The following is a 15856-nucleotide window of genomic DNA, read 5'->3' on the forward strand; positions in this document are numbered from 1 at the left end:
CACCGCGTGAGATGATGGAAGCCGATCCGATTGAACGCCGTCATTTCTGCGGCTTGAGGGTGAGGGTGCCGGCGGGCGAGAGCGTAACCAGCGTGTCCGCGTCAAGGCTGCTCGGTACCGCTCCGCAAAGACTACCTGTCGTCATGATCTGCCCTCGTTTCAGGAGGCCGCCTGTGTTCAGGGAAGCATTGGCGAAGGCAACGAGCGGTGCCAGTGGGTCGATTGCCGGGTGTTTTACCGTCGAGTCGAAAAGTGTCGTCGTACCCTCTGTGACCGTGAGATGTGTTAGCGCATCATTACCCTGAGCGAATATATCGACAATCGCGGGATCGATTTCGGGTCCGAGGACGAAACTGTGATTGGCAAGACGATCCGCGAGAAAGAGCGGGAAGGGGACCTGGTTTTTCTCGGCAAGACGATAAGCCAGCAACTCCACGCCCAGGTGGACCTTGTCGATGTGCCGGAGGATATCTGTCCTGCTGAATGGAGTGGCGGTCGCGGCCGGGATATCGGCGGCAAGTGTGAAGCAGATCTCTACCTCGAGCGCACTGATACCTTGCCCCGGAAACGACGCGATGCTGTTTGCGTCTATCTGGTAACAATCAATCATTGGCGCTGCGACGGCCCGGCCATCGGAAATGATCGCCAGCTTCCATCCCGCCAGCGCTTTGCCAGAGGTTTCGACGAAAGCTCGCTGCACAGCCATCGCCTCTTCGAGGCTCTTAGGGACAAGCCCGTTGTGCTCAAGCGTTGCCAGCGGAATTTTCTCCTCGTCCGCAACTGCGTTTGCAAATTTACGGGCAAGTTCTTCAATCATCGCCATTCACACCATCATCCATGCCGTTGTGCTTTGCGCCGATGCTGTCACGATTTGGCGATGTTTGCCAAGGTCACGAAACAGTGCGGTCGGAGTATCGGGGATGCAAATTGTAAGCCGATCGAGGGGAGCTCTTCACTGAAGATCAGATTCTCCGCAGGGGTGGACCAACGATACTGGGGCGGCACACGCGCCGCCCGGCGTAAAAGATCAGGCGACGTCTGCGTCGAACTGGATGCTGTGAAGACGTTTGTAAAGTCCGTCATTGGCGAGCAGTTCGCGCCGGCTCCCCTGTTCCGCAACCTCACCGTTGTCCATGACCACGATCTTGTCAGCGCGGTTGATCGTGGAAAGCCGGTGGGCGATGACGATCGACGTCTTGTTGAGCGTGAGCCGTTCCAGTGCATCACGGACGAGTGCTTCGGATTCCGAATCCAGCGCACTGGTTGCCTCATCGAGGATCAGGATGTCGGCGTCTCTCAGCATGGCGCGCGCGATGGCTATGCGCTGACGCTGGCCGCCGGACAGGCCCGCACCGTTCTCTCCCAGCCAGGTATCGTAACCTTCCGGCATCTTCATGATGAAATCATGTGCATTGGCTGCCTTTGCTGCAGCGATGATGTCATCTTCGGTCGCATTGTCGCGACCAACCGAAATGTTGTGCCTGATGCTGCCGGAAAAGAGGAAGGTTTCCTGCCCGACATAGGAAACCTGCTCCCGTAGGCTCGCGAAGGAAACGTCGCGCAGATCCATCCCGTGTATTTCCACGGAACCGTTCTGCGGATCGTACAGGCGCATAATCAGATTGATGATGGTGGATTTTCCGCTGCCTGACGGACCCACCAGCGCGGTCATCTTGCCGCCCTCGAAACGCAGGTTCACGTCCTTGAGAACGGGCTGGCCTGCGACGTATTCGAAGCTGACATTCTTGAGTTCGACATCGCCGTTGGCGCGCGGCAAAGACAATGCGTCCTTCTTTTCGGTAAGGGTCAGGGGTGCATCCAGAACCTCGAACATCATCCGTACACCGATCATGCCGCTTTCGATCTGAACGCGCATGCGCGCCAGCCGCTTCGCAGGCTCATAGGCGAGAAGCAGAGCCGTAATGAAGGCCATCAGGTCGCCCGGAGAACCGCCTTTTTCGAGCACGGAGTAACCGGAAACGGCGATGACCGCCGCAATCGCCAGACCAGACAGCGTTTCCATGATCGGGCTCGTCGCAGCTTCCAGCCGCGCAATGCCGTTGGCGCGATGTTCGACATCGGATACCGCCTGGTTCATCCGCTGGCTCATCAGCTTCTCGAGCGAGAACGCCTTGATGACGCGTACACCGACGCTGGTTTCCTGTACGACGTTGACGATTTCACCCAGAGAGGCGAGTTCCGCCTCCATGATCTTGCGCACACGCCTTGTCACGAGGCGAACGCTGTAGATCGCCAGTGGACCTACAATCATGGAAATCGTGCTCAGAAGAAAATTCTGTGTGAACATGACCACAAGAAGCCCGATCAGCGACAGCAGATCGCGGACGAAAGTCGTCACAATCGTGTCGATGACGCTGCGTGCGGACTGCGCGTTATAGGTCACGCGGACGAGAAGCTCGGACGACGGCAGGTTCTGAAAGAAGGAAACACCCTGCTTCAGCAGGCGGTCGTAGATCTTGCGCTGCTGTTCGGCAACGATGCTGTTGCCCGCCTTGCTCAGATAGAAGCTCTGCACAAAGGTGGCGAGGCCCTTGACGATGAAGATTGCCGCAACCGCAAAGGCGATATTGAGAACGACGTTGAAGCCCTGATTGAGATAAACGCTGTTGACGATATCGCGCATGATCCAGGCGCTGAGCGAGGTCATGCCAGCAACGACGACCATCGCAGCGATAGCTGCAGAGTACCAGCCAACGTGTTTCCTGAAGTTTTCCTTGAACAGTCGTGCCAACAACTTCTTGTCGTCTTGCGACAGAAACGATCCGATCACGAAAATATCCTTGCTTTGGTGGCTGCTCTGATACGAACTTTATGTCGAGACCTAACTGGCTCGAATACGATGCGAGACGGCTTCCTATGTTCCATTCACGAGCACATAGCGGGAGACTTTCTCACCGTGCGAAGCTAAAATGCCAGGAGTTTCCTTCTGGATTGATGACATCATGCACCCGATTTTCAGAGCGCCAATTACGCTCCGGTGCTTTTGGTGTCAACCTTCGGGGAATGAAAGGCCCAGAGTTTGTAACAGATGCCGAGTGGTTGTCAGTCGGAGAGGTACATCTATCCGTCTTGTGTCCAGACGCGTGACAAAAGCAAAGGCACACGCCGATCAGGCTCCCAGGACAGGGTTTTGCAAGTCGCCGTCACGTCGACCTGAAGGCTGTCAGTCAGGCGTTGCAGGGCTTCTCCGCGGCCTGACATCTTGCCGGTTAGCTGAAGGAATTTAAGCGGCACCGGCAGGGATCGCGGTGTTTTTCCGGTGCCTCTGGTCAAAGCGCTGAGCAACTCGTGCGTTGAAACGTCGCAATCGTCGCTGGCTAGGAATATTTTTCCCGCTGCGTTCGGGTGATCGATCACACGGATCAACAGATCACAAAGATTGCCAACGTAAATGAGCGAGCGTTTGTTTTGTACGCACGGGAAGATCGAGGGAGCGCCGCTCACGGCCCATTTCATCAAAAGTCTGAAATTTCCTCCCACACCCGGTCCGTAGACCAAAGGTGGACGGACAATGACGATTTCCATTCCGGTTTCATGGCCAAGAGCGAGAAGCGCTGCCTCTGCCTCGGCCTTTGACCGGCCATAGGGATCCTGCGGGTTGGGGTGATCCGCCGACGTGAAAGGGCGATCCAGCTGCGTGGTTTCGCCATTCACCTTGATCGTGCTCACAAACACGAAACGCTTTACGCCATGGCTTGCAGCCTGACGAGCCAGATTGAGGGTTGCCTCGACATTGGCCTCACGAAACGCGGATAGGGGATCGCTTGACGTTTCCCTCATGACGTGCACTCGCGCGGCAAGATGAACGACGGCCCGGATGCCATTGAGGCTATTGGTCCAGTCTATATCGGGGCCGTATGATGGAATAACAACAGCAGAATTTTTGTCGGTTCGCGAAATATCGCGAACCTGCATGCCGCGCTCTCTCATCATGGCGACGAGGGCTGACCCGACAAATCCGGAAGATCCTGTCACAAGCGTAATGCTGTCGCTCATAGAGGAGGGCATCATGCCGTCGCTGTCCGGTTGCTGACGTGCTCCTCCGTATCGATCACACTGAACAACAATGCTCTTGCTTCCTGCTCGTCCTCGTCATCAAGTGCAGCCTGAAGTTCGAGCAGCGGCTTGGTCATGTCGTAGCGTGCTATTCCTCCCGAATCCGCACGCATGATCTTCGTATGCTGTGTCTGTTTTGCATTGTCGCGATTATAGAAGAGTTCTTCGAACGGCTTTTCTCCGGGCCGCTTGCCTATAACTTCGATAGCGATGCCGCCGTTGGGGTTTTGTGCGTTGCGCACCTTGAAACCTGCGAGGCGGATCATGTTTTCGGCCAGGTCGCCGATCCGGACAGGCTCGCCCATGTCCAGAAGGAACACATCGCCCCCAATTGAAAGCGCGCCAGCCTGCACGATGAGTTCCGCGGCCTCGGGAATGGCCATGAAGTAACGGGTCATATCTGGATCCGTTACGGTTACAGGTCCGCCCCTGGCAATTTGTTGCTTGAAGAGCGGCACAACGGAACCGTTCGATCCGATCACATTACCGAAACGCACGGCGCAGAATATTTTGCGTTCTGCGTGGCTCTCCACTTCCTGGGTCATCTGTCGAACGATCAACTCTGCCCAGCGTTTCGTTGCGCCCATGACGTTGGTGGGGCGCACGGCCTTGTCGGAAGAAATCAAGACAAAGTTAGACACGCCTTCTGCCGCTGCAACTTTCGCCACGGTCAGTGTTCCAAACACATTGTTCCGCACGGCTTCCAGGACGTTCTCCTCAACCAGTGGAACATGCTTGTAGGCGGCAGCATGGTAGAGAACTTCAACGGCATGGGTTCGGATAAAACGGCGCAAAAGCCGCTCGTCGGTAACCGAGCCGAGAATTGGTATGATCTCTGGACCGTCCAGATGCCTAAGCTCCCGTTCGATTTCGTAGAGCGCGAATTCACTGGTATCGAGGAGCAGCAGCTTGCGTGGGCGCCATTTGACGATCAGCCGGCACAGCTCGGACCCGATCGATCCGCCGGCGCCCGTTACCATGACAACGCGGTCCGTGAGTGCCTGGCTGAGCAGGCTCTTTTCGGCCGGTACACAGGATCTGCCCAGTAGTTCGTCAATCTCGATTTCGCGGATCTGGTTGACGATATATCGGCCGTCCACAATGTCCGCCATGTCAGGTACGCTACGTACTTTGACACCAAGGCCGGTCACCCTGTTTATGACTGATATGCGTGACTCCATGGGAATGGAGGACATGCTGAGGACGATTTCTTTGATTCCGTAGCGGTCGATCAGTGATGGCAGATCGTTTGAGTGAAAGACTCTATAGCCCCCGATATCCCGTCCACGGTTGGTATTGTCGTCGTCAATGAGGCCCATGACATAACGATTTGCGTGACCACGCAGCGCCCGCGCCAACTGAGCTGCAGATGGTCCCGCTCCATAGATCAGGATGGGTTCTTCGTCACGACGCATGCCCGTGCCGGAATTCAAGACCCATTTGGCTCCAAACCGAACGCTGCCGATGAGAAGCGTGGATAGCACGAAGTAGAAGAATGGCACGGAGCGCGGGACGATGCCTTGACCTGTCATCTCCATGAGAAATATCACGATGACCCACGTCATCGTCGCGGCCAGTGTTGCCCGGATAATGGTCCAGATGGCGGCCTCAGGAAGATAGCGGATAACCGAGCGATAAAGCCCAAGGCGTATGAAAATCGGTATGGCTATGACTGGAGCGCACAGTGCCAGCAACAGCCGTTCGGCTGTTATGTCAGGGGTCCATTCCGAAAGACGCAAGGCATAGGATCCCCACATCGCGAACAACAGCAGACAGATGTCTGCGCTGATCATGAGAACACGTTTCCACAGCCTCGGTGTGCGAATAATCCATTCCCGCATCCCATTCACAATCGGGTGCTCGGTAAGGCTGCCCTGCATCATCGTTCTACTTGCACTCCGGTCGGCAAATTCATGCGGGTTGTCTTCTCGCAAGGCTCAATGTGACACACCTTTGGAACGGACGACCCTGATGGCCGTTAGAAAGAGTATATGTAAATCAAAAAAGAAGCTACGCCGGCGGAGGTACTCCGCGTCGTATGCGACTTTTCGAGGTATCGGCAGATCATCTCGCCCGTTCACCTGCGCCCAGCCAGTCAGGCCAGGGGGCAGGCTTTCGACGCCTTGCGCTGTGCGCGCTGCGATCAGGTCGTCCTGATTGAAGAGGGCAGGTCGCGGACCCACGAGCGACATGTCGCCGTTCAGAATGCACCAGAGCTGCGGAAGTTCGTCAAGACTTGTCTTGCGAAGAAAACTGCCGATGGGCGTCAGGTGTTTCGAGGGGTCGGAAAGAAGATGCGTGGCAACAACTGGCGTATCGATCAGCATTGTCCGGAACTTGGGCATCGGGAAAAGTTTGTTATTCCTGCCCACGCGTTTTGACCAGTAAAGTGCAGGACCACGCGATGTCAGCTTCACTGCCGTTGCGATGAACAGCATCGGTACAGAGAACAAAACGATGCAAATTACGGACATGGAAATGTCGAAGAGGCGCTTCAGGCACATGGGTTCGCTACGATGAAAATCATACAGGTTACGGACTAGTTTTCATAACGCGTCGGGCCTTGGTCGGCCAACGGGTTGTTTTGTTTGTCCACCGATGTCGTCGCGGGATGCTCGTTCAGCGCGCGCAAAACCTCATCGGCGACAATTCGCCATGTTCGAAGCGCCGGTTTGGAAGCAGCAATTCTTTCCTTGAGCGAGGTGAGAAAAGCTTTGTCGCCCTGCAGTTTTTTTATGATCTCGGATAGAGCATCGGCATCATCCGGATCGAAATACAGGCCAAGATCGCCGCTGACCTCTCTCAATACCTCGGCAGTCGAGCAGACTGCAGGCGTTCCGCACCACAGTGCCTCTCCGGCAGGAAGACCCCAGCCCTCGATGTAGCTAGGGATGACAAGCGCGAGGGCGTTTTCATAAAGCCTTACCAGGTCTGTCTGGTTGGGGTTGTTGACGAAGGTTATACGATGTCGAATGGATGCAAACTCCCGCCGTTCGACATAGCGTTTCAGCCGTTTGCGATTGGCGCCCGCAATCGCGAGATTCGGGATGTCGCTCCCCTGTTGATCCATGCGGCGAAGCGCTTCCAGTACAATCTCGATATTTTTGCGCCCAAGGTTGAGGCCCACTGTCAGAAGGTATGGCTGAGCTGGAAGGCTAATCTCCGCTTTTTCCGTTCCCGGCGGGCATTCATGCACCAGCGGCACTGTTACGACCGGACCCGGTTTCGGTAATATTCCAGCGTTTGCGAAGCGGTCGAGTTCTTCCCGTGTGAACTGGGAATTGGTCAGAAGCATATCTGCGTTTTTTATCACATATTGATTATCGCGCAGAAAATTTCGGTCGAAACGTCTGAAACGCTTCGCCCCTATGCGGTGAAGAGGCATGAAGTCATGGAGCAGCGCAACGACCTTGGCCGTACTGCCGGGCGTCCTGATCGATTTGATCATGTCCACGATCAGTTTCGGACGGCCAGCGGATAAAAAAATGCCGTTGTCGACCTCTATCTTCTTGAGAGCGGAGGCGTTTTTCTCCCAGAGGTCGTTATTCCTCTTGTCGGCGATGATGTTCTTCAGTCGTGAGAAAAGCGAAAGAAGAATGTTGCTGCCCGCATGGGAACGAGACCAGCGCTGACCGACGTCTTTCGGCAGATCAAACACGATATCGCCGCTGGCGGTTTGGTGCCAATGCACCTCATAAAATGCTTTTTTCCCGAATGAGAAAACGACAAAGCGAACGTCGCTGGTCCGTGTCGCCATGTTGAGTGCGATCTCGATCACCGTTCTCGCGATCCCGTAGTATTGTACCCGTTTCGCTGACGTCGAGAGGAGAGCCTCTGTCATGTCGTAATAGATCGGCGTTGCTTCGCTCATCGAAAAGGCCTCACATCAATTCCCGTTTGCGTCTCAGGTCGCAGGTCCAGGCGTAGAGAACCCCGCATAGGAAAGAGTAATAGTGGGTGTAGAATTTCAGGTTGAAAAAGGAATCGAACATCATTGCCACGCCCCATAGCAAGGTAACGGCAATCAGTATGATCATGCGGTCTGGTACACCCAGTCCGACGGATATCAACCATGGTGTTGCGAGGAAGGCCAAGCCAATGATCAGCCCCACCAGGCCGCCGGTGACGAGCCAGGAAAGATACTGGTTGTGATTGTGCTCAAAGCCGAACCGTTCGGTTATCAGCTTTTGCAGGTAGAGGGCTCCGTGTCCGAACACTGGCTTTTCTTTGATCGCCGCGATGGACGCGTCCCACATGGCAAGACGCAAGCTGATTGACTGATCGGTGTCGCCGATTTTTTCGACGGCTTCAGGGTGGATTGCGGACGGCGCCGTTGCCGCTGCTGGAATGTCCTGTCGTGCTGTGGCGGGAGACAGGTCTGCGTTGGCAATTGGAGCCGGCGCGTGTTGCAGCAGAATGATCGCGCTGTCGATGACCGGCTGAATACGGGTCATCGGGCCGCATCCAGTTGCCATGCCGATGAGTGCCGACATTCCAACGCCACCTGCCACAGCGACAACGATGTTACGCCAGTTTGGCAACGAGCCGGAAAATCTGCCGAGTATGCCTAAAAGAAGTAGCGCCGCTATTGCCGCAAACTGGCCAACGGCAACACCGCGCGAGGCTGTGTAGGCATTGACCACAACTATGCTGCAGGCAAGCAAGACGACCCGCGCTCTTTTCTCGAACTTGGAAAATGTGTTCCATCCAACATACGACAGGAGAGTAAGTGTCGTGAATAGCAGTGCGGGTATGAATGGCCACGGCGCTGCTCCGCGCACGCGACATTGATTTTCTGCTTCAGAAAACATCAAGACGGTCAGCACGATAAACGACACGAACAAGGCTGCCGGAACGGCATATCTGAACAGCTTGGACAGGTCGCGAGTTTGCAGGCCCCGAACAGCACCCAGGACAACCATGACAATAGCTATGATATAAGATTCGTAGCTGGGGTTTATCGGGCGGATATCGCCGGTATCGAGACCCGTAAAGAAAACATACGCACCTATATTATAAGCAAAGTAGGCTGCGAACGGGAAGACCAGTCGGCTTTTTGGAACCGTGTTGTTATTTTTACGCAATTCGCGCAGCAGAAATGGAAGCGGTATCGCGCCTGCTATAATGAGCGCAGGCGTCACCTTGCTTCCGAGAAACAGGGAAAATACCAGTCCCGTGATGAAGGCAATGTCGAGAACCGTGTGAAGTTGTTGGCTGACCTCGACCGCGCGCGTCTTTTTCAAAAAGAACCTTCCTTTTGGCGGGGATATTGCGGCGCGGATTTTGTTCATGTTTGCCGCAGGGCTCCGTGTCTATCCGAATGGTTAAATCGACTTATGGCAGAGATCGAATAGATCGTGACTTGCCGCGTTCCTGCAATTGCGCGGCTAGGTACCCTTGTCCAATGGCCCCGTCAAATATTTTAATCGGATTGTTGCGAGTATCGCCTGCGAAAGCAGGGCGTTGTGACATTCTTCGAGAGCTTCCCCTATAACTTGTTTTTCGGGCATTTATATTAGCCTTAGTTGAATTAGACTTTTATAAACAATCCTGCAGCATAGTGCGCCCACGGGTGTTTCTTCACGGGCAGGGAGAGTGCATTATGTTCACGGTTCTGGAATGCGTGGTCATACAGCATGACTGGACGATCGTTTTCCTGGCGGCCGTGATATGCCTTTTGGGGATGCTTGCATTTTTCCACCTTCTGCTGCGTGCGGAAGAAAGCCCGGCCGGTCGCAAGCGATACTGGATGTGGGTGGCTGCCTTCGTGGGGGGGCTTTCAGTCTGGGCTACACACTTCGTCGCGATGCTTGCCTACAAGGGCTCTGTGCCGATCAGCTTCGATTTGCAATTTACGTCGCTTTCGGCTGTCGTCATTATCGTTGGTTTCTGGCTGGCTCTGCGAACATTCGAGTTCGCGAGATATGGCGCGGTCCTATCCGCCTCGGCGGTCACGCTTGCCGTTGCCGTCATGCATTTTGTCGGCATGGCAGGAATGGATGTCGCAGCCACCGTCAGTTATCGGTGGGGCGAAGTGTTGGGCGGTTCTGTCGTTGCATGGATTTGCTTCCTAGCGTCCTTCCATCTGTTTGGACGGTTGGTTTCTTCAAAACGGGTCTTTGCTGGCGCGGGTTTTGCAATTGTTGCCATATGCGCCCTGCATTTCACGGCGATGTCGGCAACGGTGTTGTCTCCTGACCCGTCTATGCCTGGCCCGGATCCCGACAGCCTTGCACGGATACTCCTGATTGCAGCGATTGTGGGGGTGACGCTCCTTGTTGTTTCGGCAACGGCTGCTGCTGCTCTGGTCGACCGATATCTGGTCGATCTCAAGGGGTTGGTCGATGCGACGCTCGACGGTCTTGCCGTGGTGCAGAACGGCGCGATCGTTGAGCTTAATACCCGTTTCGCCGCGCTTCTGGCCTGCGAGGAGGCGACCCTTATCGGGAAACGCCCGGATGATCTGCTGCAGGCCGATGACGGTCAGCCAGCACATCTGGCGCGCCGGACACCTGTGGAGGCCATCAGGCAGGTCGAGGGGAAAACGCGGGTCTTCGAACTGGCGGTCAGAACCATCGAGTATCGCGGACGGCCGAGCGAAGTCCTCGCCATCCGTGACCTTACCGAAAATCGCGAGGCGCAAAGAGAGATCGAATATCTCGCCCGCCATGATGTGCTGACCGGCCTTGCAAACAGGACCATGTTTCAGCAGCAATTGCAGGTTCAGATACGCGAATGTGCCGAGGGGCAGGGATTTGCGCTGCTGACGCTCGATCTTGATCGTTTCAAGGCAGTCAACGATTTGTTCGGGCACGCGGAAGGCGACCGGATCCTCAAGAAAGTGGCGGGTATCTTCAAGGAGTGCGCGGGTCCGGGAGACATTGTCGTCCGTCTCGGTGGTGATGAGTTCGTCATTCTCACGACCCGGGATACGAAGGCGGAGCAGGCGCAGGCGCTGGCGGAAACGGTCCTCACCACCTTTGCAGAAAGGATGAACTCTGCCGGTGACCCGACAGCTGTTGGTGTGAGCATCGGCATCGCTGTCTTCCCGAAAGATGGTCATGATATGGAGGGTCTGATGCATGCCGCCGATCTCGCCCTCTATCGGGCGAAACTGGGCGGTCGCGGAATTCTGGCGTTTTATGATCCGGTCATGGATCAGGAAGCGCGCGAACGCAGACAACTTGAAACGGATCTTCGTCTTGCAGTCACCCGCAACGAACTGGTCCTGAATTACCAGCCAATATTGTCGGTGGAGTGCGGAGAGGTCGTTGGCTATGAAGCACTCGTCCGCTGGCAGCATCCCGTGCACGGGGTTATCCCACCGGACAAGTTTATTCCCATTGCGGAAGAAACAGGCATCATCATCCCCCTTGGAGAGTGGGTGCTGCGAGAAGCCTGCAGCAACGCCGCGCAGTGGCCTTCCCATCTGAAGGTTGCGGTGAACGTGTCGCCCCTGCAGTTCTCATTGGTAAACCTTGGCCAGATGGTCTGCCTCATTCTCGCGCAAACCGGGTTGCCTCCCAAACGCCTGGAAATCGAGGTGACGGAAGCCGCGCTGCTGAAGGATCGCAATGTCACGCTGGCCATCTTGCGGCAGTTCAAAACTCTCGGCATCAGTGTCGTCATGGACGATTTCGGCACAGGTTATTCGTCGCTGAGCAACCTCCAGAGCTTCCCGTTCGACAAGATCAAGATCGACCGCAGTTTCATTGCAGCCATGGGCGAGGATGAGAGTGCACGTGCCATCGTGCGTGCCGTCATCGGCCTTGGCCGCAGTCTCGACCTGCCCGTGACGGCTGAGGGCATCGAAACGGACGCTCAATATCGCATGGTGGTCGATGAGGGCTGCGCGCAGGCGCAAGGGTATCTGTTCGGAAAACCCGGCGGTGCCCCGGAACAGCAGAGCCAGATTGCCACACAGACAAGGCAGTCTGTTTAATCGGGCGTGTCGGTATGAGGCGGTTATGACAGGCGGGAAACCAGATTTTTCCCGCCGCTACCTGATATTTGAACGCTAGCCGAAAAGTCCGGTCAGCCAGAAGACGGACGCTGAGATCAGTGCCGCTGCAGGCATGGTGACGATCCAGGCGATCACGATATTCCCGGCAAGTCCCCAGCGTACCGCAGAAACGCGCCGGGCTGCGCCGACGCCGACAATTGCGCCGGTGATCGTGTGGGTCGTGGAAACCGGGATGCCGAGCCAGGTTGCGCCAAAAAGTGTCAGCGCGCCGCCGGTTTCAGCGCAGAAGCCCTGCATCGGGTTCAGCCTGGTGATCTTCGATCCCATTGTATGGACGATCCGCCACCCGCCGAACAGAGTGCCAAGCGCCATCGCGGACTGGCAGGTGATGACCACCCAGAACGGCACATAGAAGCTGTCTCCCAGATAACCCTGGCTGAAAAGAAGCACAGCGATGATGCCCATGGTCTTCTGTGCATCGTTGCCGCCGTGGCCCAGCGAATAGAGAGACGCCGAGACGAACTGCATGACGCGGAACGTGCGGTCTACGGCAAAGGGCGTCTGGCGAACGAACAGCCATGAGACTGAAAGCACCAGCAGCAGGGCGAGGAAGAAGCCGATGGCTGGCGACATGAAGATCGCGCCTACGGTCTTCAACAGACCGGAAAAGACGATGGAGCTGAAGCCGACCTTCGCAAGGCCCGCCCCGACAAGGCCGCCGATCAGCGCATGAGACGAACTGGACGGTATGCCGAAGATCCAGGTCACGATGTTCCAGACAATTGCCCCCATCAACGCGGCGAAGATCACCTGCGGGGATACGATGGCCGGATCGATGATGCCGGTTCCCAGCGTTTCCGCCACATGCAGGCCGAAAAACAGGAAGGCGATGAAATTGAAGAAAGCGGCCCATGCGACCGCATATTGCGGACGCAGGACACGGGTCGAGACGATCGTGGCGATGGAGTTGGCGGCGTCATGAAGACCGTTCAGAAAGTCGAAGAACAACGCTATCCCGATGAGGCCGATCAGAAGCGGCAAGGCAAGGGCGACATCCATCAGACGTTCTCGATAACAATGCCGCTGATTTCGTTGGCGACGTCCTCAAAGCGGTCGACAACCTTTTCCAGTTCACCGTAAATTTCGCTGCCGATCATGTAGGCCATGGCGTTTCCAGCAGCGCCATGGCGCTTGAACAGATCCTTGAGGCCCTGGTCATGCAGATCGTCGGATCGGCCCTCGACGCGGGTGATTTCCTCGGCAATCGCGGAAAGACGCTGGGCGTTTGTGCCGACCTTTTCGAGAAGCGGAATGGCTTCGGCGATAAGACCGGCTGCTTTGACGATTTCATGTCCCATCTGCCGCATCAGAGGGTCGAACTCCTTCTGTTCGAACAGCCTGATCGTCTTGACGGTTTTGTGCATCATGTCGATCGCGTCATCCATGGACTGGATGAGATCCTTGATATCGCCTCGGTCGAACGGCGTTATGAAGCTTCGGCGAACGGCCAGTAGAACCTCGCGCGTGATGTCGTCGGCCTTGTCTTCAAGCGTGACGATCAGGTCGCAGTTCGCTTCGACGTTCTCACCGCTCAGAAGATGGTCGAGTGCCTGTGCTGCGCTGACGACGGTTTCCGAGTGTTTGTTGAACATGTCGAAGAACCGGTCTTCACGCGGCATCAGTTTGCGGAATATGCTCATCATGCGAATTTGCCTTCTATGGCGCTGCTTGTCATAAAAGTGTCATAAATGCTGCCCTGCCATTGATGCAACCCGGAAAATCAGCTCTATCAACCGATATGAAGCGTCCGAAAAAAGACCGCAAAACCAGCTTGCCCAAACCGCGCACACTGCTGCAGCAACTGGCGCGTGTGCCGGAAAAGCTGTTCAGTGGTGCGTTCCAGCAGCAATATGCCGCCTTGTGCTTTCGTTCGGCGAGGGACGATGAGCTTGAGATATTGCTGGTTACGTCCCGTGACAGCGGCCGATGGCTCATCCCCAAGGGCTGGCCAATGAAGGGCAAAAAACCGCACGAAGCGGCGCTGATCGAGGCGTGGGAAGAGGCGGGCGTCCGGGGGCGCGTTAAAAAGAAACCCGTTGGGCGATATACCTACCTCAAGATGCTCGACAACGGGGATGTCACACCCTGTGTCGTCGATGTCTTCCAGATCGAGGTGAGCGATACGAAGACAAGTTTCAAGGAGCGGGGTGAGAGGCGCGTCGACTGGGTTTCTCCCGTCGAGGCGGCTAGACGTGTTCGGGAAATCGAACTGAAGTCACTGCTTGTCGATTTCAAGCCTGTCCGGAGCAAGAAAGACATTTCGGACTGAAGGCGCCGAAGTTGGCTCTTGAGTGTGACCCGACTACTCCCTTCGTTTCATTTATGACAAGAGGCCCGTACGGGCTGGGGGATAAATACGGGCCTCTTGAAACCACATTTGGCGGTGTGGTGCGCTGAACTTGCAATCCTCCAAATGAACGGTGGATGAATTTCAGTCTGCGTTGATTACCTATATTTTACCCGTCATTTCATGAAAGAAGCCCGTCGCGTCCTGTGCGCGCCGGGCTTCAATGCCGCTTGTCTGTTTCAGGGAACATGCGACGGCCGATAGTATCGTCTACCTGTGGTGGCATATAGCCCGATAAATTACCTGCGATTTGAATCGAAATGTTCCGGGCGCGTTGTAAGAAACATTCCGCGCACCTCGGATCCGAAATATTTCGTTGCGATTTATAACCTTGCTACCGCCAGATAAGCTGATAAAATAAATCATGTTATCGACGTTGCCGGATGTGGGGAAGTCGGCATTTCAACAGCGTGCGAGAATGCGGCCGATGACCAGGAAATGTATCACCGTGACGCCATTTTACCCTGAACGACGATCTTCTATCTGAACTGCGGACGGACACCTACATTGAGTTTCTGGCATACCATGACATGGCATACGGAGGGCATCCGCGTAACTGCTCCCGTAAAATGGCGCTGCCTCGATGGCTTGGTGAGTGCGTTCTGGCAGGCTGAAAGTCAGGCTGGAGCAAACGGATATTATCTGGCCGATGATCCGCGCATCATGATCTTTTTCGATGATGTTTCGTCCCGTGTCCGTATTTCGAACCAGAACGGCGATTTTTCAGGGGATTTTCGCCCCATGACGCGTGCTGTCTATGTGCCTGCGGGGGTGCCCATGTGGACCTCCAGTACGGTGACGCACCGTTTCTCGCATCTCAATCTTCATATGCACAAGGACCGTGTGCTGCGGTTTTTGTCGCCGTCTCTGGGAGCCTCGGCGGCGATGACTGCGCTGCGCCGCCCGGTGGAAATTCAGGATATCGGAGCAATCGAGACGCTTGCCGGTCTTCTGGTCGATGAAGTCTCCGAACCGTCCAAACACCCGATCTATGCCGAAAGCCTGGTCGGCAGCATAGTCGCAGGGCTTCTGGAAATTCCTGAACATCCCGGTGAACCTTCAGGCGGGCGGCTGACGAAGGCCCAGATGAACAAGCTGACAGCCCGCTTCGATGGACGTTGCGATGGCCGCATGACCGTTGCAGAGATGGCAGCAGTCGTTGGGCTGTCTGAGAGCTGGTTCTCGAATGTCTTCAAGCAGACGACAGGCAAGACGCCGTTGCAGTGGCAGCTCGAAAAGCGGATCGATGCTGCGCAGAACCTTCTGCTCGGGGGTGATCTTACCGTCGCGGATATTGCCGCACAGCTCGGCTTTTCGGATCAGGCGCACCTGACGAAGACATTTCGTCAGGTGGTGGGTGACACGCCCGCCGCGTGGCGACGCTTGCGGCGGGCAGTCTGAACGGCATG

Annotated in this window: 12 protein-coding genes; 3 read left to right on the top strand and 9 right to left on the bottom strand. The window is 55.9% G+C overall.

Annotated elements, in window-relative coordinates; translation table 11 throughout:
* Positions 1 to 40 precede the first annotated feature (40 nt).
* The 7 genes from N7578_RS04570 to N7578_RS04600 form a co-directional block, all read right to left on the bottom strand.
* On the bottom strand, positions 41 to 823 hold the full coding sequence (locus tag N7578_RS04570) for a 2-keto-4-pentenoate hydratase (protein WP_311109113.1): 783 nt from the start codon (positions 821 to 823) through the stop codon (positions 41 to 43).
* 204 nt (positions 824 to 1027) lie between these two features.
* Positions 1028 to 2791 carry an ABC transporter ATP-binding protein gene (locus N7578_RS04575; protein WP_311109114.1) on the bottom strand — a complete coding sequence of 588 codons (1764 nt, stop codon included), beginning with the start codon at positions 2789 to 2791 and terminating at the stop codon, positions 1028 to 1030.
* Between the two features lie 290 nt (positions 2792 to 3081).
* Complete coding sequence (locus tag N7578_RS04580; RefSeq protein WP_311109115.1) at positions 3082 to 4032, bottom strand: NAD-dependent epimerase/dehydratase family protein; 951 nt, start codon at positions 4030 to 4032, stop codon at positions 3082 to 3084.
* Positions 4029 to 5918, bottom strand: a complete 1890-nt coding sequence (locus N7578_RS04585; protein WP_311110056.1) for a nucleoside-diphosphate sugar epimerase/dehydratase — start codon at positions 5916 to 5918, stop codon at positions 4029 to 4031. The genes N7578_RS04580 and N7578_RS04585 overlap by 4 nt, the downstream gene beginning before the upstream one ends.
* A gap of 96 nt (positions 5919 to 6014) precedes the next feature.
* Positions 6015 to 6581 carry a sugar transferase gene (locus N7578_RS04590; RefSeq protein ID WP_311109116.1) on the bottom strand — a complete coding sequence of 189 codons (567 nt, stop codon included), beginning with the start codon at positions 6579 to 6581 and terminating at the stop codon, positions 6015 to 6017.
* 35 nt (positions 6582 to 6616) lie between these two features.
* Positions 6617 to 7948, bottom strand: a complete 1332-nt coding sequence (locus N7578_RS04595; RefSeq protein ID WP_311109117.1) for a glycosyltransferase — start codon at positions 7946 to 7948, stop codon at positions 6617 to 6619.
* Between the two features lie 10 nt (positions 7949 to 7958).
* Positions 7959 to 9368 (bottom strand): O-antigen ligase family protein, encoded by a 1410-nt coding sequence (locus tag N7578_RS04600; RefSeq protein WP_311109118.1) that lies wholly within the window; start codon positions 9366 to 9368, stop codon positions 7959 to 7961.
* Between the two features lie 311 nt (positions 9369 to 9679).
* On the opposite strand from N7578_RS04600, the gene N7578_RS04605 reads away from it, so the two are divergent.
* Positions 9680 to 12019 (top strand): EAL domain-containing protein, encoded by a 2340-nt coding sequence (locus N7578_RS04605; RefSeq protein WP_311109119.1) that lies wholly within the window; start codon positions 9680 to 9682, stop codon positions 12017 to 12019.
* 75 nt (positions 12020 to 12094) lie between these two features.
* Here N7578_RS04605 and N7578_RS04610 read toward each other — a convergent pair whose 3' ends face one another.
* Positions 12095 to 13099, bottom strand: coding sequence for an inorganic phosphate transporter (locus N7578_RS04610; RefSeq protein WP_311109120.1), 1005 nt, complete (start codon positions 13097 to 13099; stop codon positions 12095 to 12097).
* Positions 13099 to 13743: a DUF47 domain-containing protein gene (locus tag N7578_RS04615; RefSeq protein ID WP_311109121.1), complete on the bottom strand. Its 645-nt coding sequence runs from the start codon at positions 13741 to 13743 to the stop codon at positions 13099 to 13101. The genes N7578_RS04610 and N7578_RS04615 overlap by 1 nt, the downstream gene beginning before the upstream one ends.
* A 95-nt stretch (positions 13744 to 13838) precedes the next feature.
* Between N7578_RS04615 and N7578_RS04620 the strand changes: the two genes are divergently transcribed.
* Complete coding sequence (locus N7578_RS04620; RefSeq protein ID WP_311109122.1) at positions 13839 to 14369, top strand: NUDIX hydrolase; 531 nt, start codon at positions 13839 to 13841, stop codon at positions 14367 to 14369.
* 585 nt (positions 14370 to 14954) lie between these two features.
* A complete protein-coding gene (locus N7578_RS04625) occupies positions 14955 to 15848 on the top strand; it encodes an AraC family transcriptional regulator (protein WP_311109123.1) in 894 nt (297 codons plus the stop codon).
* Positions 15849 to 15856 lie beyond the last annotated feature (8 nt).

It is taken from the genome of Agrobacterium tumefaciens (genome assembly GCF_031801495.1).
In the GTDB taxonomy this organism is placed as follows: Bacteria; Pseudomonadota; Alphaproteobacteria; order Rhizobiales; family Rhizobiaceae; genus Agrobacterium; species Agrobacterium tumefaciens_K.

What these genes read in the sequence shown, in the direction of transcription:
- N7578_RS04570 (WP_311109113.1), bottom strand. Translation starts at nt 823, where the DNA reads ATGGCGATGATTGAAGAACTTGCCCGTAAATTTGCAAACGCAGTTGCG.
- N7578_RS04580 (WP_311109115.1), bottom strand. Translation starts at nt 4,032, where the DNA reads ATGATGCCCTCCTCTATGAGCGACAGCATTACGCTTGTGACAGGATCT.
- N7578_RS04585 (WP_311110056.1), bottom strand. Translation starts at nt 5,918, where the DNA reads ATGCGGGAATGGATTATTCGCACACCGAGGCTGTGGAAACGTGTTCTC.
- N7578_RS04590 (WP_311109116.1), bottom strand. Translation starts at nt 6,581, where the DNA reads ATGTGCCTGAAGCGCCTCTTCGACATTTCCATGTCCGTAATTTGCATC.
- N7578_RS04595 (WP_311109117.1), bottom strand. Translation starts at nt 7,948, where the DNA reads ATGAGCGAAGCAACGCCGATCTATTACGACATGACAGAGGCTCTCCTC.
- N7578_RS04600 (WP_311109118.1), bottom strand. Translation starts at nt 9,368, where the DNA reads ATGAACAAAATCCGCGCCGCAATATCCCCGCCAAAAGGAAGGTTCTTT.
- N7578_RS04605 (WP_311109119.1), top strand. Translation starts at nt 9,680, where the DNA reads ATGTTCACGGTTCTGGAATGCGTGGTCATACAGCATGACTGGACGATC.
- N7578_RS04610 (WP_311109120.1), bottom strand. Translation starts at nt 13,099, where the DNA reads ATGGATGTCGCCCTTGCCTTGCCGCTTCTGATCGGCCTCATCGGGATA.
- N7578_RS04615 (WP_311109121.1), bottom strand. Translation starts at nt 13,743, where the DNA reads ATGATGAGCATATTCCGCAAACTGATGCCGCGTGAAGACCGGTTCTTC.
- N7578_RS04620 (WP_311109122.1), top strand. Translation starts at nt 13,839, where the DNA reads ATGAAGCGTCCGAAAAAAGACCGCAAAACCAGCTTGCCCAAACCGCGC.